Raw genomic sequence first — 25,849 nt, forward strand, 5'->3', positions numbered from 1 at the left:
TTGTGCTATACTGAGCTTCCTATGGAAAACAATAAATTTAATTTTTGTCCTGACTGCGGCTCCAAAAAAATTCAGACACTTTTTTCCGGCCGCCAGTGGAAATGCCCGGAATGTGGACTTGTGCTTTTTAACAATGTGGCTTCTGCTGTTGGCGTGATTATTGAAAATGAAAAGCATGAAGTTCTTCTGGAACGGCGTGCAAAGGAGCCCCGCAGGAATTTCCTTGCGTTTCCGGGCGGATTCTGCGAGCCTGATGAGGAAGCTGAAAAAAGCGCAGTCCGTGAGTGCATGGAGGAAATCGGAGTTGCCCCTGAAAAGCTTTCGTTTGTGGGCGCGTTTCCAAACACTTATGAATACAAGGGAATTCTTTATAAAACCTGTGATATGTTTTTTTCCGCGGTTCTTCCTGCTTCCTTTGTGTTAAAAATGCAGCCGAGCGAAGTTGTTTCACTTGAATGGATTCCTGCCTCTTCTATGGAGGAAATTGAAAAAATTCCGTTTGCATTTGAGTCGGCGCGCAAAGCCCTTGCAAGATACAGGGGAGAAAAATAAAAATGAACGCCGGTCTTTTTATCTGCGCTGCTGGCCTTGCGTTTTTTGCGGCGGTCTTATGTTTTTATCTTGTGAAGATTTCCGCACGGAAAAAATTTCTTGAGCAGGAAAAAAAGCCTGTGCCAAAAGCTTCGTCTTCTTTTACAGGAAGCCTTGTGCTTTGCGCGCTTGTTGAAATTATGCCGCTGCTTGTTCCGCTGGGAACTGCCGTTGTCGCCATTCTTTGCCTGTGCGGAATTTTCGGGGCGTACATTGTTCTGAAAGATCGCCTTGAAAATTTGTAAATTTCACTAGACAAGATTTTTTTTTTTTGCTATATTTTTATTGCTTTATGGCGTCATACCCAAGTGGTAAGGGACTGGTCTGCAAAACCACTATGCATCGGTTCGATTCCGATTGACGCCTTCGCAATTTGAGATGTCTTTTTTAAGGCATCTTTTTTTTGCGCTAACGGATTTTACAAGCAAAGCTGGAATCCGATTTTATATACTGCTGCCTTCGGGCGGCTTTTTTTTTGCTGTGCCAGCCTTGCAAAATTTGCCTCAAAAAAAATTTTATCATCAAAATTTTTTATTTTCAAAAGTAAAAACCTGTGTTAGAATCAAAGTATGTTTATGGCAAAAGAGGCATTCTTTTATCTTGATATTTTGAAAGTTAAAATTTAAGGACTCAGTTCAGAATTCTAAGACAAATTTTACATTCACATGTATAAGATAAGTATGTGTATTTTAGGGTTTTATAAACTGCAAGAGGGGAGTCTTTCTTCCTTATAAATAATTTTTTTACGGGAGGTCATAGGTATAATATAAAAACTGATGAGATAACTCAGTTTTATCTACAAAGTTTGCGTTGCAAGCTTCCTCATTATTTTTTACAGGAGCTTAAATATGTTCAAAAGAAAATCAAACAAATTAATTTCGTTTAACATAATCAATTTTCATGTAAAGTCTGTATCCTTAGTTTTTCTGCTTTTTTCGATAGTCTTTTCTACTTTTGCAACTCCCGGTTTTAAAGATTTTAAAAATGCAGTAAACAAAGTCCAGAAAATTGAAAAAAAAGTTGAAAGTGTAAAAAAATCAGCCGAACAGTCCAAGGCTGACTCCGAGGCAAAAAAGGAACTTTCCGCAGAAAATGCAAAAAAAGAAGCGGCAAAAAAGAGAATAAAATCCCTTCCAAAGGCAAGCAGTGAACTGCGGGCAGCGGCCATCGACGACAACGAAGCAGAAGCAAAACGCCTTATTGCCGCAGGAGAAAACCCGGACAGCGTTTTCAACGGAATTACGATGATGGGCGAAGCAACAACCCACGGTTCTGCAAAGGTTGTAAAAGTGCTTCTGGATGCAGGGGTAGATCCTAACGCAGCCTGTAACCAATACGGCTCCGTTCCGCTGATGAACGCTGCCAGAACAGACAGGGCTTCTCCTGCCCTCGTAAAACTTTTGATTGCAGCCGGAGCAGATGTAAATGCAACGGTAGACAGGTACAGCATTCTGCACAGGGCTTGCGAAAACTCCACCCCGGAAGTCGTAAAAATACTTATTGACAGCGGGGCAGACGTAAACTATGCCAACGGAAACACGACACCAATTTCTATGTCCATAAATCCTACCACCCCGGCAGATTCTCTGGCAAAGGTTAAACTTTTGGTAAAAGCAAAGGCAGACGTAAACACCTATATTCCTGTAGGTGCTCCAAGCCTTAACGAAGTTACAAAATTCCTTATCGATTCCGGGGCAGACGTAAACAAAGTTGTGGATCAAGGACGCTGGGGAAAATCTACTCTGCTTGTGGAAGCAGTTCGGGGAGAAAACCTTGGAGCAGTAAAGATGCTTGTTCAGGCAAAGGCAGATTTAAAAGCTACGGCAAAAGGCGGCATGTCTCCGCTTCACGTAGCAGCCACACGAGAATATGCCAATACAAAAAGCTATGCCGGTACTGCCCGGTACAACAATATTTCTGAAATAGTGCGCTACCTTGCAAAAGCCGGAATGAACGTAGAAGCAAGAACAGACGATGACGAAACGCCTTTAATGCTTGCAGCAATGTACGGCTGTGGAGGCGTAATCGATGCCCTGGTTGAGTGCGGTGCAAAGGTAAACGCCCGGACAAAAAGCGGAAAAACTGCCCTTACCCTGGCAAAAAGCCAGCTTACGGACAGTGATACTTCCGGTGCTGTAAAAGCCCTGATAAAACACGGCGGTACAATGTAAAGATTGCCAAAAGAAAATTAATTGCATAAAACGAGGTGACAGTTGCTTTGCAGGTCATCACCGCATCATTTCAATAAAGCTGTCCAATGTGTAAAAACCGGACAGCTTTTTTTTAGCTTGCGTTGCAGACTTTTTGCTTAGGGAATCTTCGGCGGTGTGCCGAGGGCTGCCCAGCACAAAAGAAAGGTTCGGAAAAATTCCGCGTAGATGCTGAAACGAGTTCAGCATGACAGAGGGGGCAGGTCATTCCGAACTTGTTTCGGAATCTATGTGGTTACGACACACAGATGCTGAAACGATTTCAGAATGACAGCTTTTTTCAGTTTGCGTTGCAGACTTTTTGCTTAGGGAAGGCTCGGCGGCGTGCCGAAGGTCGCCCAGCACAAAAGGAAGGTTCTGAAAAATTCCGCGTAGATGCTGAAACGAGTTCAGCATGACAGAGGGGGCAGGTCATTCCGAATTTATTTCGGAATCTATGTGGTTACGACACACAGATGCTGAAACGATTTCAGTATGACATTTAAACCGAGAGAGTGCCTGTTCCGCTGCAATAAAATTATTGTGGCATGTCCTAAAATTGCTTTTTTCGCCGGTTTGGGCTAGAATGTATTCAAATGAAAAGTCTGATTTTTGCGTTTTATCTGTGCGCTCTGTTTTTTTGCAGTCCCGCTTTTTCTGATTCATCCAAGATAGATTTTTGGAGCGACATTCCTCCTGAAACTCTTTCGCAGAAGCTTGTTGACTCCATGAGCAACGAGGAGCTTCTTGCGCAGATTCTTATGTTCGGATGGGCAGGAGCCGAGCCTAGCGACCTGCTGAATTCCTGGGTTACCCAGAGAGGGCTTGGAAGCGTAAAGGTTTTCGGCTGGAATACAGATGACATCAAGAAAGTCGCCAAGTCTGTCAGAATGTTGCAGCAGGAAGCTGCCTCGCGGCCGCTAAAAATTCCGCTGTTTGTCGCTACTGACCAGGAGGGCGGCTGGATTCGGCACGTAAAGGGCGAAACTTCAGACACTCCGGGCAATCTTTCAATAGGCGCTTCTGGCTATCCTGTTGACGCGTACTATTCGGGGTTCTATATCAACCGTGAAATCCGCGCGCTCGGCATAAACATGAATTTTGCTCCGACCGTTGACTTGTATACAAACCTGAATTCCACAGTGATAGGCCCGAGGTCATTTGGCTCAGACCCTGTTTCGTCCGGTATTCTGGGCGAAGCTTTTGCGCGAGGCTCAATGGATGCCGGTGTGATTCCCACGGCGAAGCATTTTCCCGGACACGGAGACACCAGCCTGGACAGCCACGGAAGGCTTCCGCAGATTGAAATCGATGCCCGGACGCTTGTAAACAGGGAGCTTGTTCCCTTTGAGTATCTTATAAAGGCGAAAATTCCTGCCATAATGAGCGGACATCTTTCGTTTCCCCAGATAGAAAGCGACGGAACTCCGGCCAGCCTTTCCAAAAAATTCCTGACTGACATTCTGAGGCGGCAGATGAATTACGAAGGCCTTATAATCACGGACGACATGATGATGAACGGAGCTACTTTGTTCGCAGGCTCGTTCCACCGCGCTGTGATGATGGCGATTGAGGCAGGAAACGACATTATCATTTCTTCTACGACAGCAGGGCTCTATGACAATATGTGGACACGGAATCTTGAGCGCATGGGCACAAATCCTGAATTCAGGGAGCGCGTAAAGGATGCCGCCCGCCGTGTTGTTTTTGCAAAGCTGAATTATTTTAAGGGCGAAAACCACGCGCCGCTTTATCCTGATGAAAATGTGATTTCCGACCATATTCCTGACAGGGAAGGGCAGAAATTTTTCCTTGAGCAGGCATGCCGCTCTGTTACTGTCTACAAGAAAGGCTCTGCTTTTCCCCTGAAGCCGTCGGAGGGAGAGCGCGTGTTGATAGCAGGCCCGTTTATTTCCCTTTTCAGCGAGGGAAGAAAAAGGTACCCGGATGTAACTACTTTTCATTTCAGCTATGAGCTCAAGGCGGACAACAGCAATTTTGACAACTGGAATGCGGCCTCGCTGGTTTCTGTTGCGGACGGCTACGACACTATAATAATCTGTGTTTATGACAGGCACACCGCCAACATTGCAAAGCGGCTTAGGTACATGGACAAGCGCGTGGTTGTTTTTTCAATCATGTCTCCGGTTTTTGTGATGAATGACTTTGACTGGGCGGACACCGTTGTGTGCGGCTACAGCTATTCCAGCTATTCGTTTGCGGCGATGTTTGCTGTTTTAAATGGGGAATTTGAGCCGCAGGGAAAACTTCCGCTGGACCAGTGAGGTTTGCAGCGGAAATCCGTAAGGCTATGCGCAAAAAGCGGATTTTGTCGGCTTCAGCGTTTTCCGATAAATTCCAGAACTTCTTCCTTGGGCTTGTAGCCGATGGAAGTTTTTTCAGCCCTGCCGTTCTTGAAAAGCACCAGCATCGGAATGCTCATGACATTGAACTGCCTTGCAAGCTCCGGCTCTTCGTCCACGTTGACTTTTCCGACTTTCAGATCGGATGAATTTTCCCGGGCGATTTCCGCAATCACCGGGGAAAGCATTTTGCACGGGCCGCACCATTCAGCCCAGAAATCCACAAGGACAGGCTCTTTGGAGTCGATGACTTCCTTCTTGAAATTCGCCTCTGTGATTTTTACTTCCATAATTTTCCTCCGTTTGTTTTATGTGGGCAGCAGACAACGCTTCAGCTTTCCGAATTTTTTTTATAGTAAAGCATGCAGTGGCAGAATCCTTCAAAATTCGGGTCTTTTATCTGCTCTCTGAATTCCAGGCACATGCATTTTGTGTCGGGAGTTTTTTCAGTTCTGCATGGGCAGTAGCCGCCTTTTTTTCTAAGGCCTTCCTTTACAGCCTCTGCGATTTTGGAATCCGGGTTTTCTATTATTTTCATGGCTTGCCTCTTGATTTGTGCTTTATTAAAAAGATACAAAATGTTTCGCCTTAAAACAAGGAAAATAGATTTTTAGTTTTTGGCTATGTCCGTAAAAACGGTTGCTTTTTAGTTGACAATTAGAAAATTCGCATTATGTTATTAAAAATTTAGGTGAATGAATGTTGCTTCCGACAGAACAGCCGGGGTGATAATGCTTTTGACAAACTGTTGTTGCAAAGCGTTCTGGTGGCATAAACTTTGCAGGGTAAAATTGTGGAAGGTTATAATATTTAAACCAGAAATGGAGGCAAAGATTATGAAAACTATCAAAGAATTGTGTGAAAACTTTTCCAAAGACCAAATTTTTAATTTTGGAAGACGGTCTGCGTAGGATAATACAGTATAACTTGGAAATTTATCTGGTTGAAAGCTTCCATCCAACTGAAGACATACAAATTGTGAAGCAGTATTTAATAGACAACGGTTATAATCCCAAAAATTTTGATTAGTGATTTTTTGCTTGTTGATTATCTAAACAACCTCTTTTTATGTCTTCGATTTTTCAATCCGGAATCCCTTTGGACGATAACCAGGATTACAGCCTTGTTCAGGTAAAAAGTTCTTCAACAGTTTTAACAAGCCTTGACGTTATAAAAGGCATTAAAGTAATCGACCTTAGTGCAGATTATAGTATGTTTTTTTATTTGTCTGCTTTTTTACCAATGCTTTTTCAGAACATAGCCTAGCTTTTTATCCGTGCTTTGTTTTTTGCGCAGGTGTTTCCATTTACTCTTTAAATTTGATATACTTTTTGAACCCTGCTGCGGGCTTGGAGCTCAGGCTTTTTTCTGCGGCAGATGAGGCGCGTGTTTTCCGCGTTCTGAAAACAGAGGAACTATGGCTTTTTATGATTCATTCGATGTAGCGGTTTGTGGCGGCGGACATGCCGGAATAGAGGCTTCTCTTGCGTGCGCCAGAATGGGACTTAAGACAGTTTTGATTACACAGTCAGTTGATTCAATCGGCAGAATGAGCTGCAATCCTTCTATCGGGGGAATTGCCAAGGGAAATATTGTCCGTGAAATTGATGCTCTCGGCGGAGAAATGGGAAGGCTCATTGACCGCTCGATGATTCAGTTCAGAATGTTGAACAAAAGCAGAGGTCCGGCTGTTCAGGCTCCTCGTTCCCAGGCTGATAAAATTGTATATTCCTCCCTTGCCCGTCGCGCGGTTGAAACAACTGAAAATCTTTCCACGCTCATGGACACTGTTATTGATGTGCTCACAGTCGCCTCTGATGTTCCTCTTCCTCCCGGAAGCTCGGGGCTGATTGAAGAGGGCACTGTTCCCGGCGAAAAAAGGGCGGACTTGTCGGGCGGCTTTGTTTCGGAGGCGTGCAGGAGCGGAATGAGGCAGAAGGTAATCGGCGTGGTTACAGAGCGCGGCCGTGTGGTTCCGTGCCGGTCGGTTGTTTTGACTACAGGAACTTTTCTGGGTGGAAGAATTTTTATAGGCGAATACGATGCTCCGTGCGGAAGACTCGGTGAAGCCGGAAGCTTTGGCCTGACTGAAAGCCTGAACCGTCTGGGCTTTACAACTGGAAGGCTTAAAACCGGAACTCCTCCCAGAATTCTGCGGCACACTGTGGATTTTTCAAAATTCGAAATTCAGCTCGGCGATGAGGAAGTTGTTCCGTTCAGCTTTGACGATGAGCGTGTTGACCGCCCTATGGTGCCGTGCCATCTTGTCTATACGAATGAGGAAACCCATAAGATTATCCGCGGAAATATAAACCGTTCTCCGCTGTATTCAGGAAAAATAAGCGGTGTGGGGCCGCGCTACTGTCCGAGCATAGAGGACAAGGTGATGAGGTTTTCCGAGCGGAACAGGCATCAGCTTTTTGTGGAGCCGGAGGGGCTTGATACAGATGAGATTTATCTGAACGGCCTGAGCTCAAGTTTGCCGGAGGAAGTACAGGACGCGTTTTTAAGGACAATGCCCGGTTTTGAAAACTGCACGGTGAGCCGCCCCGGGTATGCTGTGGAATATGATTATGTTGAGCCGACGCAGCTTTTTCCTTCGCTTGAAACAAAGCGTGTCGCAGGTCTGTTCAACGCAGGTCAGATAAATGGAACTTCAGGCTATGAGGAAGCGGCAGGGCAGGGGCTTGTGGCTGGAATCAATGCGGCTTTATATGCGCGTGAGCACAAAAAACTCTGCGGCCCTCTCTGTTCTTCTGATGCGGATTTCGGTTCATGTCCTGCAAGCTCTGAAAGCGGCAGGTTTATGCCAAAGCCTGTTTTTTCTTCTGAAGAAAAGAAAACTTTTGCTGAAATTTCTGCAAGGGAAACTTCCGCGCTGGCTTGCAAAATGAAAAAGGCTCAGGAGGAAAGCGGATTTCATTGCTTTGAAAAAATTCCTGCGTATGAGCCGCTTGTGCTTGGGCGGGATGAAGCCTATATCGGTGTTCTCATTGATGACCTTGTTACACTTGGAACGAGGGAGCCTTACAGAATGTTCACGGCGCGCGCAGAGTACAGGCTGAAGCTTAGGCACGATACGGCAGACCGCAGGCTCCGCAGAAAGGGCTTTGAGGCCGGGCTTATTTCCAGCGGCCAGCTTGAGTTTATGGAGCTGAAATACCGCAATGTTGACGCGGCCCTTGAATTCCTTGGGAAACACCCTGATGCCGAAAATCCCGGAGCATTTACCGCGCTTGAGTGGACTTTGGCGCAGGAAGATTTCAAGTACCGCTATTATATTGAAAAGCAGGATTCACGGGTTGCAAAAATGCACCGTATGGAAAACGCAAGAATTCCTCCTGATTTTGACTACGGAAAAATTGTCGCGCTGTCAGCTGAAAGCCGTGCAAAGCTTGAGAAAGTGCGCCCCGTTACACTCGGGCAGGCATCCAGAATCAGCGGAATCAGAAACAGCGATATAATGCTTTTGATGGTGTATCTGCGCTGATGGAAAAAAACGACTGGAACAGAATTGCTTTTTTTGCTTCCCTCTGCTTTTTTCTTTCTGCGCTTGAGTATGCGGTTCCTAAGCTGCTGCCTTTTTTTAAAATCGGCTTTGCGAATCTTCCCGTTATGCTGAGCTTTCCGCTGATGAAAAAAAAGGAAACCTTTATGCTTGTGCTTTTAAAAGTATTTTTTCAGGCGGTTGTGGGCGGAACGATTTTTTCCTATGTGTTTGTTTTTTCTTTTGCCGGCTCTGTCGCTTCAGCTCTTGCAATGATGTTTTGCTTTTCTTGTTTCAGAGGCAGAGTGTCTTTTGCAGGAATTTCTTTGTGCGGCGCTCTTTTTAACAATGCGGCTCAGATTATTCTTGCAAGATTTTTTATCTTCGGTTCGAATGTTGCTTTTATTGCGCCGCCTATGCTCTGCGCTTCTTTTTTTTCTTCGCTTGCACTTGGAATTTTTGCCGAGCGTTTTTCTGAAAAATCTGTCTGGTTTAAAGAGCTTGCCTGCGGAAGTCCACGTGCGCTGGCTCTGGATGTTTCAAGCCGCGTGCGTTTTCCTTTTTTTTCCGCCGCTGTTTCATTAGTGTTTTTCTGTGTCCTGATTTTTGGAAAATCCCCTGTTGAAATTTACTCTGTTGGGTTTTTGTCCGCCCTGCTTGTTTTTTTTAAAAAGGGAAGTGTGAAGATTCTTCCGCCGCTTGCGGTGACTTTGTTTATTGTGTTTTTTTCTCTATTCTCTCCGCAGGGAAAAATTCTTTTTTCTATAGGCGGGCTTGATGTGACTTTGGGCGCATTGACTTTTGGAGCTGTAAAGGCAGGAAGGCTGTGCGGCTTTGTTTTTGTGTCGAAGTTTCTGGTTTCTGAAAATATGTTTTTCCGCGGAAGGGCAGGCTCTGTTTTTTCCCTGGTGATGGGATATTTTTCAAGGCTCACGGAAACAAAAATACAGCTGTCCTGGAAAAATATTATTTCCGTGATAGACAGCCGTCTTTGCGCAGTCTGGAATGGTGAATCCTAGCCGCTTGAATGCAGCCGGAATTTCAAAGCAGTTTTTAAAGCCTGAATATTTTTGAGTGCGTAAGAATTTCGCTGCCTGTTTCTGTTATCAGAACATCGTTTTCAAGTCTTACGCCGCCAAGCTCCTTGTCATAAAGTCCCGGCTCAAGCGTTACAATGTTTCCTGGCTTAAAAACTTCATTTTTGCCTGCCCTCATGCTGACAAAGGGCTTTTCATGAATTTCAAGGCCTGTTCCGTGTCCAAGTCCGTGCGGCATTGCTCTTCCGATTTTTCTGAAAATTTCATCGGCCTTTTCAACTGCGCAGGAAATTCTTTTGCCGGGCATGTACAGCTTTGCACATTCATCGGCTGCTTCCTGCACGGAATTCAAAATCTGCTCCTGCTCCTTTGAAAGCTGTCCTTTTGCAACGGTGATTGTGCAGTCGCTTGCGTAGCCTTCGTAGCAGACACCGTAGTCAAGTATTGAAATTCCGTTTGTGCCCCATTCGCCCTGTGTGTATCCGGGAAACGCATGGATTGCAAAGCTTCTGGCAGGCCCTGCGGCGAGTGTGTCAAAACTGGTGCGCTCGGCTCCCTGAATCCGCAGTTCACGCTCGGCAAAAAGAGCCACGTCTGTTTCTGTTTTTATTTTTCCTGTGTGCAGATTTTCTATAATTATTTCTGTCATTCTGTCTGTGATGGCGGCGGCTTTTTTTGTGCAGGCGATTTCGTAGGGGTCTTTTACAGAGCGGAGTATCTGCACATAGCTGTGCGCGGAATTTTCTCCTGCAAGGATTTTAAATTTTTGCAGAGCCTCGCTGTATTTTTTAAAGTATATGTATGGTATCTGCGGATTTATGCAGACGGATGATTGATTTTCGCAGCTTGCTGAATTTAAAATTTCCCGTGCGGCATTCACGTAGCTTCTCTTGAATTTTTCAGAAGGAATTATTTCATCTGCAAAAGCCCTGTCCTTTGCAAGATTTTCATCCCATGGAACAAGAATTGTTTTTCCGCTGGCAAAAATTATCAGCAGTGCATCTCCCGGATGACCGCACAGATAGCGCACTGAAATATCCCTGTGCTCCTCCGAGTCTTCAAAGAGCGCGGCCTTTATGCTGTTCTGATACAGGTATGCGCAGAGTTTTTTCCGTCTTTCCTGATATATCTGTTTTAAATCAAAGTTCATTTTTCTTTTCCTCCTTTTTTGAATTTTCCTAGAATTTTTTCTGAAAACGTTTTAAAAAGACTGTCCTTTGAAAATGAGAGCATCAATATTCCCGCCGCTCCAAAAACTGCCGCGGTTATCATTACAGGAATTCCCTGTGAAAACAGCCTGTGCCTTCCGCTGAAAAATTCAACAGCCGGATTTTTTATGAGCAATACAGGAACTGATGCCGCAATGGAAAAGAGCGCGATTTTCAGCGAATAGAAAATGGCTGATTTTACGATATTCCCCACATCGATTGTTTTTGTTTTTCTGAGGAAAATAAAAAGCATCAGGGTGTTCACTGCGCTTGCAACTGTCAGGGCAAATGCAATTCCCTTGCCTTTGAATTTTACGGAAAGAACCGAGGCGAGCAAAATGTTCACGGCAAAATTTATAAGTCCGGCCGCAGTCGGGCTTTTGCTGTTTTGCTGCGCGTAGAATGCAGGCGAAACAATTCTGTTCACGGCGATAAAGAAAAGCCCTGCTATGTGAATGTGGAATACATCCGCTGTCATTCTTATTGATTCTGCGTTGAATTTTCCTCCGGCAAAAACAAGCGTTATTATATTTTCGCCCATGATGAGAGAATAGAATGTAACGGGAATCGCAATCAGCGCCATGATTTTTATTGATTGGGTTAAAAGCGAATTGAATTTTTCCCATAGATTTTTTTTTGCAAATCCTGTGAGGTCGGGAAGAATAACAGTTCCTATTGTTACTGCGCAGATTCCAAGGATAAGCTCCTGAAGTCTGAGCGAATACTGAAGGCTGGAAACGATTCCTTCTCCTGATCTTGCGGCAAGTGCGGACGAAACAATGTCGTTTATCTGATAGCCCGCCATTCCGATGATTGTGGGGCCGATAAGCGCAAAGACTTTTTTGCTTCCTTCATTTGAAAATGCCCTTTTTAAATTTACGGGAGCCACAGTCCAGCCGTTTTTCAGAACGAAGGGAAGCTGAAACAGAGCCTGGATTGTGCCGCCTGAAATAACGCCGATTGCCATTGCCCTCGCAGGATTCGCCGTGAACCTTGAAAGGACGAGCGTAAAAATAATAACTGTTATATTAAAAAGAACAGGGGTAAATCCTGACGGAGCAAAAATTTTCTGGCCGTTTAAAATTCCCTGGAAGAATGCCGCTACGGAAATCACAAGAAGGTAGGGGAACATTATCCTTGTAAGAATAACGGCTTCGTTCATTGAATTTTCGTCCGCGTAAAAAATCCGCAGAATGGCAGGTGTGAAGAAAATTCCGGCGGCAACAAAAGCCGATGTCAGAAAAAGCACAAGAGTGAAAGTTGCGTTTATAAAGTCCTGGGTTTTCTGCCTGCTTCCGGGGCTGGATTCTTCGAGGTGGGCCTTGAATGTCGGGATAAAAGCCACGGAAATTGAGTTTTCGGCAAAAAGCCTTCTGAAAAGATTGGGCACCATAAAAGCGATTGAAAAGGCATCGGAAAAGGCGGAAGTTCCAAGAAAGCGCGACTTTGTCATTTCGCGTACAAGCCCCAGAATTCTTGAAGCCAGGGTGAGCGCCGAAAGTGAAAATCCTTTTGCAACAAGTGAATTTTGTATATTTTCTTCTTTATTTTTTTTAAAATTCAACATATAATTTGTAGCATAATCCGCTTGTGAAAATAAAGCAATCACCAAGGATTATTTTTTTAGGAGAGCAGCAGGAGGAAAATTTTGAAGACTGGAAAACGGCATCTGAAGTTTTTTCAATATGTTGGAGATACTCCGATAGTTCCTACAAAATTAAAAATTATAATTTTCTTTGTGGCAATGCTCTTGCTTTCTACATTTTCAACAAATCTTGTTGCGATTATGCTTTCACAGAGAAAGACGATTCAGCTTTCAAATATCGTTCTTGTTGACAAGCTCACGGAACTGTATAACGTTGCAAACAGCCAGAAACAGATTGAGGCATATTCACAGGACACGGCCAATTCAATAGATTCCATAATTCAGAGCGCAAGGCACGGATTTTCCAAGGATGAAAAAAACAGTGTTGCGCTTGGAGTAAATCCCGACGGTTCTCTTTTGTTCTTTGCGACTCCAAACGAAAAGCTTTCATGGTCGCGCTTTACGGACAAGGAATGTATCGAGATGATGGAAAACGCTGAAATGCACGAAGGCTCTGTTTCATTTATTTCTCCTGACGGCGATGAGTATTTCGGTGTTTACAAATATCATCCTGACTGGCTTACATACATTGTCCGCGCGAACAGACGTTCTGACACAAATCTTGCAATGTACCAGGTTCTATGGATTACCATTATTCTTGTTCTTATAATGTCTGCGTTCTTTATTCTTATGGGAACGAAAATTCTTGACGGGCTGCTTTCGAACATCAATAACTTTTCAAGTCAGCTGTATAAAATGCAGCAGGACAAAAAGCTCAACCTCATAGATTTGTCGGGCGCGCCTAATGACGACATCACGTATCTTGCCGCAAACTTCAATTCGCTTTCGTCCACGATAACAAACCTTCTTCAGATTTTCCAGAAATTCGTGCCGGAAAACGTTGTGCGCAAGGCTCATGAAGAGCAGTTCATCCGTCTTGAGGGAAGCCAGCGTGAGCTTACAATTCTTTTCAGCGACATAAAAAGCTTTACGTATAGAACTGAAGTTTTGGGAAATGACATCATCGGCGTTCTGAATGTCCACTATGATTCGGTCATCAGAAAAGTCAGCGAAAACAACGGAATTATCGGCTCGATTATCGGAGACGCTATTCTTGCGAGCTACGGAATTGAAGAGCATGTTTCGGGGAATAAATCATTTGATGCAATAAAGACTGCGTGGGAAATTACGGCTGTTACTTCGGATCTCAGGAAAAAAATGTCTGAGCGCAGGAATGTTCTTGAAAAGGAGCGTCCGCTCACTGAAAACGAAGAGCGCGTCTATCAGGCTGTAATGCTTGATGTCGGTGTCGGCATTGACGGCGGAAATGTATTCTATGGAAACATCGGCTCATCAAAGCGTATGGCAAATACCGTTATCGGCGACAACGTGAATTCGGCTTCGCGCCTTGAAGGTCTTACAAGAATTTATAAAGTGCCTGTGATAGTGAGCGAGTATATAAAGAATGAAGTTCTTCAGGACAGTGAAGTTTCTTCGCGCTATAAGTTCTATGAAATCGACACTGTTCAGGTCAAGGGAAAAACCGAGGGCGTGAAGGTTTATTTTCCGCTCGACACCCGGTGTCCGCTTGAGGAATGGAACTTTGACGAGTGCAGCGGCCGCTTTGAAATTTTTGAGCTTGGCCTGAACGCGTATTACAGCGGAGACTGGAAAACCGCCCGCGCTGAATTCAAGAAATCAGGACTGGAAGTTGCCAAGGTTTTCCTTGAAAGAATCGGAATGAAATCTTCACCGGATAATTGGAGTGGAATATGGACAATGACAACAAAATAAATTCTGTGGCTGCTTCGGTTGGCTCTGTTCACAAGGAAGTTGCGCTTCTTCTTGAAAACGAGCTGAACAGAATTGCAATGGACGGAAAAAGAGAGCCGTTCAGCATTGAAGAGGAATTTTCAAAAACAAAGGAAAATGATTTTCCTTTTATGTGGCAGAATATGTGGCTCAGGCTGCTTATCTGCTTTGGAGTTGTTTTTTCAATAACAGTTTTCCTTGTGCTTTTTGTTTCGAATTCGAACCGCGGAATAAAAGTTGAGGTCAATGAATTCAACAGCCTCAATCTTTCAACTTTGCTCAACAAGGTTAATGACATTGACCAGAAAATCCAGGAGCTTGAAAACGCAAAGAAATCCGCCGAAGAGCAGCGCGATGCTGAAATTGAGCGCATTGAAGGTGTCCGCGCCGCGGCCCTGAAATCTCTTGCCGCAATGAATGTAAAAAACAGAGTTACCCGCACCCAGATGGAGCAGCAGATTGAGCAGACTTACAGGGCGGACTTGGCCAGTGTTGAAAAGTACAATAAATTTATAGCCAATTATAATGAAGAGCTTAAACTCTACACTGACCAGCGCAATCAGTTTGATGCGGAAAGAGTGCAGGAAGCGGAGCGACAAAAGGCAATTATAAACAGCGAGCGTTTTTTGCATGAAAAGGAAAAGGAAAAGCTGATTTTTGACTATGAGGCAAGGCTTGAGGATTCGCGCAATCTTTTAAAGCAGACACAGGCGGAAGACTTGAAGAGGCAGGAGCAGCTTCTTGCGTTTACTATAAACCAGTACGATCCTCCTGTTGCCAAGGATAATTCCGCCGCCCGCTCCCTGATTCAGGTTGCAAAAAATTACACTGATGAATATACAGGCGCTGTGTACGAAGGAATTGAAATGCCGCTTTCAGAAGAAGCCTCCGAGGAATTCAGGGACATTTTTGAAACCCAGCGGGATTTGTATGATTCCATTGCTGAAATATCAGTGTTCTTTGATCAGTTTCCGTTCAAGGATGAAAATGCGGTGGCCTCTTTTGTTCGTTCAATGAAAAGATATGCCTATACAGCAGGCAATCAGATTTCCGTTGCAAGTGTTTCCGAAGTCAACAGGCTCATTGCTGAAAAAAAATCCGTGGAAAATAACTATGAGCATGTTTATTCCGGATTCAATGAATTTCTTGAAGCTATATGCTCCGAGCCGCTTGGAAAAAATACAGTTTCCGGTGTCATAGCCCAGCAGACCGCAGAATTCGGAACAGAAGTGTACATAGCGCAGTCAAAGAGAAGTCTTTTTACCAGCCCTGAATATCAGGACTGTGTTTTCCCCTGTACCGTATGGAGAGGAAAGGACAAGGTCGCAATAGGTTTTATCGCCATGACTGATGGAGTTTTTTCTTTGTATAATCTTTCCTTTGGCGGCGGCCTTAAGCTGAAAACAGGCGACCGCATTGTCATGGGAGAACCTGTGCACCAGAAAGAGAAAAATTAAAAAAACAGGCTGTCTATGTTAGGCTTGCCCAATGCTTTGTATGCGGCGGAATGAATTTTGTTTTGCCGCATACAGTCAGTTTAAAATACTTTGTATCTGGAATTGAAAATGTCTGATTTAAAAAACAAAGAGCGTTTGGATAAAATTCTTTCAAACAATGGAATTGGAACTAGAAGAGATGTAAAGCATCTTATACGCTGCGGAAAAGTTTCTGTGAACGGTGTTGCTGTTTTTGAGCCGGAATTTCATGCGGATTCTTTTTCTGATGAAATCTGTGTTGAAGGCAAAAAACTTAATGTCGAGCCTAATGCATATTTTATGATGAACAAGGCAGGCGGCGCAGTCTGCTCTACAAAGTCAGATAGAAGAAGAACTGTCTTTGAGTATCTTTCTCCCGAGGACAACCGGATGTATCCCGGCGGAAGGCTCAGCACAGTGGGAAGGCTTGACGCTGACACAGAAGGGCTTCTTGTGATTACCAGCGACGGCAGCCTGATTCACCGGGTGACGTTTCCTAAGTATGAAGTTCCAAAAACGTATCTGGTTTACCTGCGCGATGTCGTGGACGACAGCAAAAAAATTTCCTATGAAAAAAAACTTGCCTCGGGAATTCACATTGCGGCGGAAGGAAAGGACGGTGAAGCCGACTGCCGGCCTGCTGTAATTGAATGGAAAGATAAAAAATTGTATTATACAAAGTCGGGCGGCACACCTTCGGAAGTATGCTGCCTTACAGTTACCGAGGGAAAATTCCACGAGGTGAAGCGTATATTCAAAGCTCTTGAAAATGAAGTTGTCTATTTAAAGAGAATCAGGATAAACGGTCTTTTTTTGGATGAAACTTTGCCAGAGGGAAGCTACCGGCGGCTTACAGAGGATGAGATAAGACTTTTAGATGCAGAGGAAAAAAATGACTGACATTGAAATTGCCCAGAAAAATATTATGGAGCCGATTGAAAAGATTGCGGAAAACTCAGGAATCGGCGCGGATTCCCTGGAGCTTTATGGAAAATACAAGGCGAAAATTTCATTTGAAAAGCTTGCCAGCCTGCAAAAAAAGTCGCTTGATTCTTCCACCAGAGGAAAGCTTGTTCTTGTTACTGCGATGACTCCCACAGCTGCCGGCGAAGGAAAATCCACTGTGACGATTGCCCTTGGCGACGGGCTTAGAAAAATCGGAAAGAAGTCTGTTATTGCCCTTCGCGAGCCTTCCCTGGGGCCTTGCTTTGGTGTAAAGGGCGGTGCGTGCGGCGGCGGATATGCGCAGGTTGTTCCGATGGAAGATATAAATCTGCATTTTACCGGCGACATACATGCGATTACAGCGGCGAACAATCTTATGGCTGCCCTGATAGACAATCACATTCAGCAGGGAAATTCTCTTGGTATTGATCCGCGCACTGTTTCCTGGAAACGCTGTGTGGACTTGAATGACCGGGCGCTTAGAAATGTAGTTATCGGTCTTGGCGGAAGAATTGATGGTGTTCCGCGCGAAACGCATTTTCAGATTTCAGTTGCAAGTGAAATAATGGCTATTGTATGCCTTTCAAAGACAATTACAGAACTGAAGGAGCGGATTTCAAAAATAACAATCGGCTCAGACTACAGCAAGCGTCCTGTTCTGTTCGGAAGCCTCGGGTGCACTGGCGCGGTGGCGGCGCTTTTAAAAGATGCAATCCGTCCGAATCTGGTGCAGACACTTGAAAAGAATCCTGCTTTTGTCCACGGAGGTCCGTTTGCCAATATTGCCCATGGATGCAATTCCGTGAATGCCACTCTGTGCGCCCTTGCCCTTGGCGACTATGTGGTTACCGAGGCTGGTTTTGCCGCGGACTTGGGGGCTGAAAAATTCTTTGACATAAAGTGCCGGATGAACGGGCTTGTTCCGAATGCGGCTGTAATTGTTGCAACAGTGCGCGCTCTCAAAATGCACGGCGGCGTTGCAAAATCTGACCTTGGCGCAGAAAACATCCGCGCTGTTGAAACTGGATTTGCGAACCTTAAAGTTCATATTGAAAACATAAAGAAATTCGGGCTGCCCGTAGCTGTTGCAGTCAATAAATTCATCACAGACACTGATTCTGAAATTTCGCTTGTGCAGAAGCTTTGCGCGGAAAACGGCTGCTGCGCGGTAGTTTGCGAGGGCTGGGAAAAAGGCGGCGACGGGGCTGTTGCGCTTGCAGAAAAAGTTGTAGAGCTTTGCGGAACTCCGTCTTCGTTCAAAAATATTTATCCTCTTGAAGCTTCTCTGAAAACTAAGATTGAAATTCTTGCAAAGGAAATTTACAGGGCTTCCTCTGTTGAATTTGAAGGAAAGGCTTTGTCCAAGCTCAAGCAGTTTGAAGAGCAGGGCTTCGGAGGTCTTCCGATCTGCATGGCAAAAACGCAAAATTCAATAAGCCATGACAAATTGATGCAGGGCGCGCCTTCAGGCTATGTTTTCCCGGTGCGGGATGTCCAGCTTTATTCCGGAGCAGGCTTTGTGGTTGCCTTTGCCGGTGATATAGTTGATATGCCGGGTCTGCCAAAAACACCTGCCGCGCTCAGCATAGATGTTGATGACAACGGAGTTATTTCAGGCTTGTTCTGATTTTAAGCGAATACCACGGAACAGCAGATGTAAAGGGAACACTGGATAATCCACTGGTGCGTTATCAGTGTTCCCTTTGCTTTATTTGGCCAGCTGCTCTTTTATTGCTTTCAGCAGCTCGCTGTATTCTTCAAATGCCGGAATAGACGGATTTTCAGCTTTTATTTTATCTGTGCTTTTAAACAGGAAGCCAGCCTTGCTTGCCTTGATCATTCCAAGGTCATTATAGCTGTCCCCCGATGCTATTGTGTCGTAGCCGATTGACTGAAGAGCCTTTACTGTGGTCAGCTTGGAATTTTCAATGCGCATTTTAAATCCTGTGATTTCACCCTGCGCTGAAACTTCAAGGGAATTGCAGAAAATTGTCGGCTGTCCAAGTTTTTTCATGAGCGGAGCTGCAAACTGTGTAAACGTATCGCTGATGATTATTGTCTGACATTCAGCTCTCAGCTCATCAAGAAATTCCTTTGCGCCGGGAAGCGGATCTATTTCCGCAATGACATTCTGGATTTCCTTCAGCCCCAGATTATGCTCTTTTAGAATTCCGATTCTCCAGCGCATGAGCTTTTCGTAGTCCGGCTCGTCGCGTGTTGTGCGTGTCAGCTCTGGAATTCCAGCAGCCTTTGCAAATGCAATCCAAATTTCAGGAACAAGAACGCCCTCTAAATCCAAGCATGTGATATACATATTTTTCTCCAGCTGCATTTTCAGGATTTTGTAAGGAAGCGAACCAGCACTTCCCCATATTTTTAGAAGATTCCCCGGAAAGCCGTGTTTTCAGGGTTTGCTAAAAATGTTTTTTGAAAATGCTCCTGTATCTTATCAGAATCATAGGTCTTGTTCAAATTGAAACTTCGCTTTTTTATTCGCCCGCTTCGCCCTGGGAAAATTCAGCTGGCTGCGCTCTGTTAAAAAAAATATATTTCTGATATATTTATTGCTTATGGAAAGAAATATTGAGATACTTGATTCTACCTTGCGCGACGGTTCGCAGGGAGAGGGAATAAGCTATTCTGTTCAGGATAAAATTCATATTGTTCAGGCGCTGGATGAGCTTGGTGTAAAGTATATTGAGGCCGGAAATCCCGGTTCAAATCCCAAGGACATGGAATTTTTTCAGCGTGCAAAAAGTCTCAGACTGAAGAATTCCAGCATTGTGGCATTCGGCTCAACCAGAAGAAAGGACTCTTCGTGCGCGGAGGATGCGAATCTTCAGAGCCTGCTTTCTGCGGAAACAGAAACTGTTGTGATTTTTGGAAAGACATGGGATTTTCAGGCTACGGAAATTCTCCATGCCACGCTTGAGGAAAACCTTGAGATGATCCGTGACACCTGCGCATATCTTAAGCAGCGCGGGCGCAATGTTATTTTTGATGCTGAGCATTTTTTTACAGGCTTCAAGGCGAACAGCGAATATGCGCTTAAGGCTCTTGGAGCTGCTATCGAAGGCGGCGCGAGTGTTCTGTCGCTCTGCGAAACCAAGGGCGGTGCGATGGTTGAAGAGTGCCGCAGAGGTGTTGCTGCTGCGGTTGAAAAATTCGGGGCGGGCGCAGTGATTGGAATCCATACGCATAATGATTCCGGGCTGGCGGTTGCAAATTCGCTTGTTGCAGTTGAAGCGGGCGCAAGCCATGTGCAGGGTGTGCTCCTGGGATTCGGCGAGCGCACAGGAAATGCAAATCTTTCCACGATAATTTCTAATCTTCAGCTGAAAATGGGCTGCAAGTGCGTCCCCAAGGAAAACTTGAAGCTTCTGACACCGATCTGCAAGCGTGTTGCCGAAATTACAAACATCACTCTTGAGCCGGGGCTGCCTTATGTGGGGCAGAATGCTTTTGCGCACAAGGCCGGAATGCACATTGATGCGGTCTTGAAAAATCCGTTTGCCTATGAGCATATCGAGCCTGAAACTGTGGGAAATTCCCGTGTCTTCCTTATGAGCGAGGTCGCAGGAAGAAGCATGGTTATTGAAAAAATCCGGAAATTTGACTCTTCCATCACAAAGTCAAGCCCGGTTGTTTCTGAAATCATGGCAAAGGTCAAGGAGCTTGAGCATCAGGGCTATCAGTTTGAAGGCGCGGACGGAAGCTTTGAGCTTTTGGTGCGCAAGCTGATTGGAAAATACCAGCCGTTCTTCAAGCTTTGCTACTATAAGACTTCCGATGAATTTCCTTTGATTGAAGACGGTCTTTATTCGTTTTCACAGCTCAAGATTGAAGTTGACGGCCATAAGAAAATTGCGGCCGGAGAAGGAAACGGCCCTGTGAATGCGCTTGACTCTGCTCTGAGATCAGCCCTCAAGTCGTTCTATCCGAGTGTGCAGGATATTCATCTTACTGACTACAAAGTCCGCGTGCTTGACGGAAAATCAGCCACTGCCGCAATGGTGCGTGTACTGATAGAGTCCACGGACGGAACAGACAGCTGGACTACAATCGGCGTGAGCTGTGACCTTATAGAAGCTTCCTGGCTTGCGCTTGTGGATTCATTTGAATATAAGCTGATTAAGGACATCGAAAAGCGCTACCAGAAATTTATGTAGCCCTGTGTTTTTGTCTGCCGGCGGATTTGTTTCCCTGGCATGGGGTATTTACATAAATGTTTTTTTAAGTTATTTTATAAATACTTTAGAAACTTTATTTATGCTAAAGTTTATTGGGAAATTTCTTATAAAAAACTGCGGTTTTTAGAGTTTCCTTTTATGATACGCTGAAAAACAGCTGAACTGGAGGTTTTATTATGGAAAAAAATATCGCCCTGATACCCGGAGATGGAATCGGTCCTGATGTGGTTGCAGAGGCTGTAAATGTATTGAATGTTGTCGCTTCAAAATTCGGACACAAATTCAACTATGAAACTGTGACTGCCGGTGGATGTGCCATCGATAAATTCGGAAAGCCCTTGCCGCAGGAAGAGCTTGACAAGTGCCTTAAAAGCGATGCTGTTCTGCTTGGTGCTGTCGGAGGCCCCAAGTGGGATAATCTTGCGTCTGAAATTCGCCCTGAAAAAGCTCTGCTCGGTCTGCGCGGCGGAATGAAGGTGTTTGCAAATCTTCGTCCTGCCGTTATGTGGAAGCAGCTCAAGGATGCCTGTCCTCTCAAGGATGAAATTGTGGGCGACGGTCTTGATATTCTTATTGTGCGCGAGCTGATTTCAGGAATTTACTTTGGCGACCGCGGAACTGCCCCTGATGGAAAATCCGCCTGGGATACAGAAAAATATACATGGGAAGAAATCGAGCGCATTGTTCGCATGGGATTTGAATTCGCCCAGAAAAGACAGAAACGCCTGTGCGTAGTAGACAAGGCGAATATTCTGAATTCAAGCCAGCTTTGGAGAAAAGTAGCCGAATCTGTAAAAGGCGATTATCCTGATGTTTCCCTGTCGTATCTTTACATTGACAATGCTTCGATGCAGCTTGTGCGCAATCCGCGCCAGTTTGATGTTATTGCAACAAGCAATATGTTCGGCGACATTCTTTCTGATGAGGCAAGCCAGATTACAGGCTCCATTGGAATGTTGGCTTCCGCTTCGCTTGGAAACGGCGGCCCGGGACTTTACGAGCCTATCCATGGCTCTGCTCCTGACATTGCCGGAAAGGATCTTGCAAATCCGCTCGCTACAATTCTTTCTGCCGCAATGCTTCTGCGCTACAGTTTAGGGCTTGAAAAAGAGGCGAAGGCTGTAGAGGCCGCTGTTAATTCTGTTCTTGATGAAGGCTTCAGGACTGGTGACATTGCCGGCGGTCATGCGGCTGAACTCAAGGCTGCGGGAAAACTTGTCGGCACAAAGGAAATGGGACGGCTTGTTGCAGAGCGCATCTAAAAAATGCCGTTTCTGTTTTTTGAAATTTATTCGTGCGGAGGAATTGATACCCTGATGCTTGCATCGTATAAGGGGTATTAATTCCGGCTGCAATGCCTTTTAAGAAATTTGCATTTTCGTCAGTTTTTCTGATGACTGCCAGCCGTCTGTGGATTTATGTTTGTCTACAGGCGGCTTGTTTTTTCCGTGGCGTTTGGAAAGGTAAATGCCTTTATTCATTTGTGTTTTTTTTTATTTGGGATTACAATAAAGCAAATGCAGAATATTTCTATCTTTTCAGAATATAACGGCGATGATTTTTTCAGAATAAAAAAAAGCGTGGGCAGCTATGTGCAGGACACAGGCGACATGAATACGAATCAGTACAAGCGGGCTATTGCGGCCGATGCTATGATTTTGTACGAATTCAATCTGTCCAAGGATCTGATTGTGGGAACTCCCGTTCAGCGCATGAGCGACCGCATTGTCCAGCTCAAGCCTGCGATGGGGCTGCCTGACAACTGCTCCTACACAGATTTCATATCCGCCTTGTGCTGGGATATGTCCGGCGACGAAAAAAAGCGTTTCCTTGAAAAAATGAATGTCGACTGCCTCATTGATTCATTCATCATGCAGAAGTACGAAATTCAGTTTGATTCAAGCAGGGCTTCCTATGACGGAGATTCTTTCTGGAACAGAACTACTGTAATTCTTACAAAAGATGAAGTTACAGGCGACATAATAGGGCTTGCCGTTGTCAAGGACATTAGCACCCTGTACAGACAGCGCGAGGAAAAGCTTTACCAGCTTGAAATCATAAATGCGCTTACAAATGAATACAGCAATGTTTTTATGATAAATATTGTATCCGGCGGAATTCGGATTGTGCGAATCAATGACAGGGCAGGGGCGATATACAATGAATCCATGGAAGGGCTGTCCTACGATGACGTGCTTGATTTTTATGTAAATGTTTCTGTTTATGAAGATGACCGCGACATGATCCGCCGTGCTTTTTCCCGGGAAAATATTTTCAAGCAGCTTTCCAAGCGTGAAAGCTTTTATGTGAATTACCGCTCCTTCATCAACAATAAAGTTTCGTATATGAAATTTACAATTGTCCGCATTGGAAATATCAGAAGAACCGGAAATGTGCTTGCCGCCTTTATGAATGTTGATGAGGAAATCGAGTATGAGATGAAGCGGCGCAAGGCACTTCAGGAGGCTCTTTCAATGGCGGAGCTTGCAAATCAGGCAAAGTCGCGTTTTCTTTCAAACATGAGCCATGACATAAGAACTCCGATGAACGCAATTATCGGCTACACTTCGATTGCGGAAAAGCACATTGGAAATCCCGAGCTTGTGAAGGCTGACCTTGCGCGCATAAAGACCAGCTCAAATTATCTTCTGTCCCTTATAAACGATGTTCTGGATATGTCGCGCATTGAAAGCGGCAAAATGAAGATAAATCCAACTCCCAATTCAATAGAGGAAATTCTGAATGAAGTTGACAGCGTAATCCAGCCGCAGATTCAGATGAAGCACTTGAATTATTCTGTTCTGTTCAACGGAAATATGAAGCGCAAGATTCTGTGCGACAAACTCCGCCTGAAGCAGATTATTATCAATATTCTTGGAAACGCCGTGAAGTATACAAATGAAAACGGCTCCGTTAAATTCACAGCGAGCGAAATGCCGGCCGTTTCAAAGGGGTATTCGTCTTATCAGTTCAGGATAAAGGACAACGGAATTGGAATGTCGGAGGAATTCCAGAAGAAAATTTTCAATCCTTTTGAGCGCGACGAGACTATTGAAAATTTCAATATTCAGGGAACAGGCCTGGGGCTTTCTATTTCGAGAAGCCTTGTTGAAAAAATGGACGGCTCTATTTTTATGAAAAGCAAGAAGAATGTCGGCACGGAATTCCTTATCTGCTTTGACTTTGAAAATGCCCCCGGAAACGAGGACGAAATCAAGTCAGTTTCCGAGGTTGCTGAAACGAACATTGATTTCCGCGGCGTAAGAATTCTTCTGGTTGAAGACAACCCCCTGAACCGTGATATTGCGCGCGAGCTTTTGAGCAGCTCAGGCTTTATAATCGATGAGGCTGAAAACGGAAAAATCGCCCTTCAGATGCTGTCTGATTCTCCTGAAAACTATTACAAGATTGTTCTTATGGATGTCATGATGCCGGTGATGAACGGCTATGAGGCTTCTGTAAAAATCCGCGAAATGAAAAGCCCGTCAAAGGCTTCTATTCCGATAGTGGCGATGACCGCGAATGCATTTGAAGAGGATAAGGAGCAGGCTTTAAAATGCGGAATGGACTATTTTGTCTCAAAGCCATTCGATATAAAATATCTTTTGTCGCTCTTGTCCAAGATTTTGGGGCAGACTGCCCGTGTTGAAACAAACTGAAAAAAATGTAATACTGCTTTTGTTTTTTGGAGGTACTTTATGAGTTGCGATTTTCCGTTGAGCCACAGCCAGCTGGTGGAGCTGACAAAAAAGTTTCCGACGCCTTTTTATATTTATGATGAAAAAGCTATCCGCAGCAATATGAGATATTTCTATAAGTCTTTCAGCAAATTTCCTGAGTTCATGGAATATTTTGCCGTTAAGGCTCTTCCGAATCCATATATCCTGAAAATTCTTGAAAGCGAAGGCTGCGGCGGTGACTGCTCAAGTCTGCCGGAGCTTATGCTGTGCGAAAAATCAGGGATAACAGGGCACAGGATAATGTTCACAAGCAATGACACTCCTGCTCAGGAATTCGTCTATGCGAACAAATGCGGCGCGATAATAAATCTTGATGATATTACACATATCGATTTTTTAAAGGAAGCGCTTGGAGGCGTGCTCCCTGATACGCTGTGTTTCCGCTACAATCCGGGGCCTCTGAAGGAAGGCGGAAATTCCATAATAGGAAAGCCGGAGGAAGCGAAGTACGGTCTGACCAAGGAGCAGATGATTCAGGCCTACAAGATATGCAAGCAGCAGGGTGTAGAGCATTTTGGAATGCATACAATGGTCGCCTCAAACGAGCTTAATCCTGATTTCTTTGTTGATACCGCGCGCATTGTTTTTGAGCTTGTGCTTGAAGTGCAGAAAGAGTGCGGTGTTGACATTGAATTCGTTGACCTCGGCGGTGGAGTGGGAATTCCGTATAAGCCTGACCAGAAGAAAGTCGACCTTGAATATGTTGCGGATAAAATAAAGAGCCTGTACGACACTATGATTGTTCCCGCCGGCCTTGACCCGATGAAGATTTGCTTTGAGTGCGGCCGTCCTGTTACGGGGCCTTATGGCTGGCTTGTTACAAAGGCAATCCATGAAAAGAATATTTACAGAAACTACATCGGCGTTGATGCAAGCATGGCGGATCTTATGCGCCCCGGAATGTACGGAGCCTACCACGAGATTACTGTGAGCGGAAAGGAAAATGCTCCCAGAGATTCTGTCTATGACGTTACAGGAAGCCTGTGTGAAAACTGCGACAAGTTTGCTGTTCAAAGACCTCTTCCAAAGATTGAGGAAGGTGACCTTTTGATTATCCATGATGCCGGTGCGCACGGAAGATCAATGGGATTCAATTACAACGGAAAGCTCCGCGCCGGAGAAATTCTTCTGCGCCAGGACGGCACATTCAAGGAAATCCGCCGCCGTGAAACTGTGGAGGATTATTTTGCCACTTTGGATTTTGAAGGACTCAAGAATTTCAGCTGA

Annotated in this window: 18 protein-coding genes, 1 tRNA gene and 2 pseudogenes; 16 read left to right on the forward strand and 5 right to left on the reverse strand. The window is 44.8% G+C overall.

What is annotated here, in order from left to right; genetic code table 11:
• Positions 1-21 precede the first annotated feature (21 nt).
• From ACI4L0_RS02665 to ACI4L0_RS02685, 5 genes are all read left to right on the forward strand, one after another.
• Positions 22-552, forward strand: a complete 531-nt coding sequence (locus ACI4L0_RS02665) for an NUDIX domain-containing protein (RefSeq protein ID WP_439798623.1) — start codon at positions 22-24, stop codon at positions 550-552.
• A 2-nt stretch (positions 553-554) separates the two neighbouring features.
• Positions 555-836 carry a hypothetical protein gene (locus ACI4L0_RS02670; protein WP_439798624.1) on the forward strand — a complete coding sequence of 94 codons (282 nt, stop codon included), beginning with the start codon at positions 555-557 and terminating at the stop codon, positions 834-836.
• Between the two features lie 49 nt (positions 837-885).
• Positions 886-957, forward strand: a tRNA-Cys gene (locus tag ACI4L0_RS02675).
• Positions 958-1,439: 482 nt separating this feature from the next.
• Positions 1,440-2,762, forward strand: coding sequence for an ankyrin repeat domain-containing protein (locus tag ACI4L0_RS02680; RefSeq protein ID WP_439798625.1), 1,323 nt, complete (start codon positions 1,440-1,442; stop codon positions 2,760-2,762).
• Between the two features lie 614 nt (positions 2,763-3,376).
• Positions 3,377-5,065, forward strand: a complete 1,689-nt coding sequence (locus tag ACI4L0_RS02685; RefSeq protein ID WP_439798626.1) for a glycoside hydrolase family 3 protein — start codon at positions 3,377-3,379, stop codon at positions 5,063-5,065.
• A 53-nt stretch (positions 5,066-5,118) separates the two neighbouring features.
• Here ACI4L0_RS02685 and trxA read toward each other — a convergent pair whose 3' ends face one another.
• Positions 5,119-5,433, reverse strand: coding sequence for a thioredoxin (gene trxA, locus ACI4L0_RS02690; protein WP_439798627.1), 315 nt, complete (start codon positions 5,431-5,433; stop codon positions 5,119-5,121).
• Between the two features lie 41 nt (positions 5,434-5,474).
• Positions 5,475-5,681: a ferredoxin-thioredoxin reductase catalytic domain-containing protein gene (locus ACI4L0_RS02695; RefSeq protein WP_439798628.1), complete on the reverse strand. Its 207-nt coding sequence runs from the start codon at positions 5,679-5,681 to the stop codon at positions 5,475-5,477.
• An 879-nt stretch (positions 5,682-6,560) separates the two neighbouring features.
• Between ACI4L0_RS02695 and ACI4L0_RS02700 the strand changes: the two are divergent.
• The 3 genes and pseudogenes from ACI4L0_RS02700 to ACI4L0_RS02710 all read left to right on the forward strand — a co-directional run.
• Positions 6,561-7,874 (forward strand): annotated as a pseudogene (locus ACI4L0_RS02700) (FAD-dependent oxidoreductase); the annotation flags it as partial.
• Positions 7,875-8,087: 213 nt separating this feature from the next.
• A pseudogene (locus ACI4L0_RS02705) lies at positions 8,088-8,633 on the forward strand (tRNA uridine-5-carboxymethylaminomethyl(34) synthesis enzyme MnmG); the annotation flags it as partial.
• Positions 8,633-9,649 carry a Gx transporter family protein gene (locus tag ACI4L0_RS02710; RefSeq protein WP_439798629.1) on the forward strand — a complete coding sequence of 339 codons (1,017 nt, stop codon included), beginning with the start codon at positions 8,633-8,635 and terminating at the stop codon, positions 9,647-9,649. The pseudogene ACI4L0_RS02705 and the gene ACI4L0_RS02710, both read left to right, overlap by 1 nt.
• Before the next feature lie 34 nt (positions 9,650-9,683).
• On the opposite strand, the gene ACI4L0_RS02715 is transcribed toward ACI4L0_RS02710, so the two are convergent.
• Together ACI4L0_RS02715 and murJ are read right to left on the reverse strand one after the other, a co-directional pair.
• Positions 9,684-10,817: a M24 family metallopeptidase gene (locus tag ACI4L0_RS02715; RefSeq protein WP_439798630.1), complete on the reverse strand. Its 1,134-nt coding sequence runs from the start codon at positions 10,815-10,817 to the stop codon at positions 9,684-9,686.
• Complete coding sequence (gene murJ, locus ACI4L0_RS02720) at positions 10,814-12,442, reverse strand: murein biosynthesis integral membrane protein MurJ (protein WP_439798631.1); 1,629 nt, start codon at positions 12,440-12,442, stop codon at positions 10,814-10,816. The genes ACI4L0_RS02715 and murJ overlap by 4 nt, the downstream gene beginning before the upstream one ends.
• Positions 12,443-12,523: 81 nt before the next feature.
• Between murJ and ACI4L0_RS02725 the strand changes: the two genes are divergently transcribed.
• The 4 genes from ACI4L0_RS02725 to ACI4L0_RS02740 all read left to right on the forward strand — a co-directional run bounded on the left by ACI4L0_RS02725 (position 12,524) and on the right by ACI4L0_RS02740 (position 18,319).
• Complete coding sequence (locus tag ACI4L0_RS02725) at positions 12,524-14,254, forward strand: adenylate/guanylate cyclase domain-containing protein (RefSeq protein WP_439798632.1); 1,731 nt, start codon at positions 12,524-12,526, stop codon at positions 14,252-14,254.
• The gene (locus ACI4L0_RS02730; protein WP_439798633.1) at positions 14,233-15,729 is read left to right on the forward strand and encodes a hypothetical protein; all 1,497 of its coding nucleotides are present in this window, start codon (positions 14,233-14,235) and stop codon (positions 15,727-15,729) included. Before ACI4L0_RS02725 ends, ACI4L0_RS02730 begins: the two co-directional genes overlap by 22 nt.
• 108 nt (positions 15,730-15,837) lie before the next feature.
• A complete protein-coding gene (locus ACI4L0_RS02735; RefSeq protein WP_439798634.1) occupies positions 15,838-16,647 on the forward strand; it encodes a pseudouridine synthase in 810 nt (269 codons plus the stop codon).
• On the forward strand, positions 16,640-18,319 hold the full coding sequence (locus ACI4L0_RS02740) for a formate--tetrahydrofolate ligase (RefSeq protein WP_439798635.1): 1,680 nt from the start codon (positions 16,640-16,642) through the stop codon (positions 18,317-18,319). The genes ACI4L0_RS02735 and ACI4L0_RS02740 overlap by 8 nt, the downstream gene beginning before the upstream one ends.
• Positions 18,320-18,400: 81 nt before the next feature.
• Here the strand turns inward: ACI4L0_RS02740 and thrH are convergent, their stop codons facing one another.
• Positions 18,401-19,006 carry a bifunctional phosphoserine phosphatase/homoserine phosphotransferase ThrH gene (gene thrH / locus ACI4L0_RS02745; RefSeq protein WP_439798636.1) on the reverse strand — a complete coding sequence of 202 codons (606 nt, stop codon included), beginning with the start codon at positions 19,004-19,006 and terminating at the stop codon, positions 18,401-18,403.
• 256 nt (positions 19,007-19,262) lie between these two features.
• Between thrH and cimA the strand changes: the two genes are divergently transcribed.
• From cimA to ACI4L0_RS02765, 4 genes are all read left to right on the forward strand, one after another.
• The gene (gene cimA / locus ACI4L0_RS02750; protein ID WP_439798637.1) at positions 19,263-20,861 is read left to right on the forward strand and encodes a citramalate synthase; all 1,599 of its coding nucleotides are present in this window, start codon (positions 19,263-19,265) and stop codon (positions 20,859-20,861) included.
• A gap of 197 nt (positions 20,862-21,058) precedes the next feature.
• Positions 21,059-22,144, forward strand: a complete 1,086-nt coding sequence (gene leuB, locus ACI4L0_RS02755) for a 3-isopropylmalate dehydrogenase (RefSeq protein ID WP_439798638.1) — start codon at positions 21,059-21,061, stop codon at positions 22,142-22,144.
• Between the two features lie 255 nt (positions 22,145-22,399).
• The gene (locus ACI4L0_RS02760; RefSeq protein WP_439798639.1) at positions 22,400-24,541 is read left to right on the forward strand and encodes a response regulator; all 2,142 of its coding nucleotides are present in this window, start codon (positions 22,400-22,402) and stop codon (positions 24,539-24,541) included.
• A 39-nt stretch (positions 24,542-24,580) separates the two neighbouring features.
• The gene (locus ACI4L0_RS02765; RefSeq protein WP_439798640.1) at positions 24,581-25,849 is read left to right on the forward strand and encodes a diaminopimelate decarboxylase family protein; all 1,269 of its coding nucleotides are present in this window, start codon (positions 24,581-24,583) and stop codon (positions 25,847-25,849) included.

It is taken from the genome of Treponema sp. (assembly GCF_051883275.1).
Lineage (GTDB): Bacteria > Spirochaetota > Spirochaetia > Treponematales > Treponemataceae > Treponema_D.

Bases quoted from the DNA above. Each gene is read 5' to 3' on its own strand.
- ACI4L0_RS02665 (WP_439798623.1), top strand. From the start codon at position 22: ATGGAAAACAATAAATTTAATTTTTGTCCTGACTGCGGCTCCAAAAAA.
- ACI4L0_RS02670 (WP_439798624.1), top strand. From the start codon at position 555: ATGAACGCCGGTCTTTTTATCTGCGCTGCTGGCCTTGCGTTTTTTGCG.
- ACI4L0_RS02680 (WP_439798625.1), top strand. From the start codon at position 1,440: ATGTTCAAAAGAAAATCAAACAAATTAATTTCGTTTAACATAATCAAT.
- ACI4L0_RS02685 (WP_439798626.1), top strand. From the start codon at position 3,377: ATGAAAAGTCTGATTTTTGCGTTTTATCTGTGCGCTCTGTTTTTTTGC.
- trxA (WP_439798627.1), bottom strand. From the start codon at position 5,433: ATGGAAGTAAAAATCACAGAGGCGAATTTCAAGAAGGAAGTCATCGAC.
- ACI4L0_RS02695 (WP_439798628.1), bottom strand. From the start codon at position 5,681: ATGAAAATAATAGAAAACCCGGATTCCAAAATCGCAGAGGCTGTAAAG.
- ACI4L0_RS02710 (WP_439798629.1), top strand. From the start codon at position 8,633: ATGGAAAAAAACGACTGGAACAGAATTGCTTTTTTTGCTTCCCTCTGC.
- ACI4L0_RS02715 (WP_439798630.1), bottom strand. From the start codon at position 10,817: ATGAACTTTGATTTAAAACAGATATATCAGGAAAGACGGAAAAAACTC.
- murJ (WP_439798631.1), bottom strand. From the start codon at position 12,442: ATGTTGAATTTTAAAAAAAATAAAGAAGAAAATATACAAAATTCACTT.
- ACI4L0_RS02730 (WP_439798633.1), top strand. From the start codon at position 14,233: ATGGACAATGACAACAAAATAAATTCTGTGGCTGCTTCGGTTGGCTCT.
- ACI4L0_RS02735 (WP_439798634.1), top strand. From the start codon at position 15,838: ATGTCTGATTTAAAAAACAAAGAGCGTTTGGATAAAATTCTTTCAAAC.
- ACI4L0_RS02740 (WP_439798635.1), top strand. From the start codon at position 16,640: ATGACTGACATTGAAATTGCCCAGAAAAATATTATGGAGCCGATTGAA.
- thrH (WP_439798636.1), bottom strand. From the start codon at position 19,006: ATGTATATCACATGCTTGGATTTAGAGGGCGTTCTTGTTCCTGAAATT.
- cimA (WP_439798637.1), top strand. From the start codon at position 19,263: ATGGAAAGAAATATTGAGATACTTGATTCTACCTTGCGCGACGGTTCG.
- leuB (WP_439798638.1), top strand. From the start codon at position 21,059: ATGGAAAAAAATATCGCCCTGATACCCGGAGATGGAATCGGTCCTGAT.
- ACI4L0_RS02760 (WP_439798639.1), top strand. From the start codon at position 22,400: ATGCAGAATATTTCTATCTTTTCAGAATATAACGGCGATGATTTTTTC.
- ACI4L0_RS02765 (WP_439798640.1), top strand. From the start codon at position 24,581: ATGAGTTGCGATTTTCCGTTGAGCCACAGCCAGCTGGTGGAGCTGACA.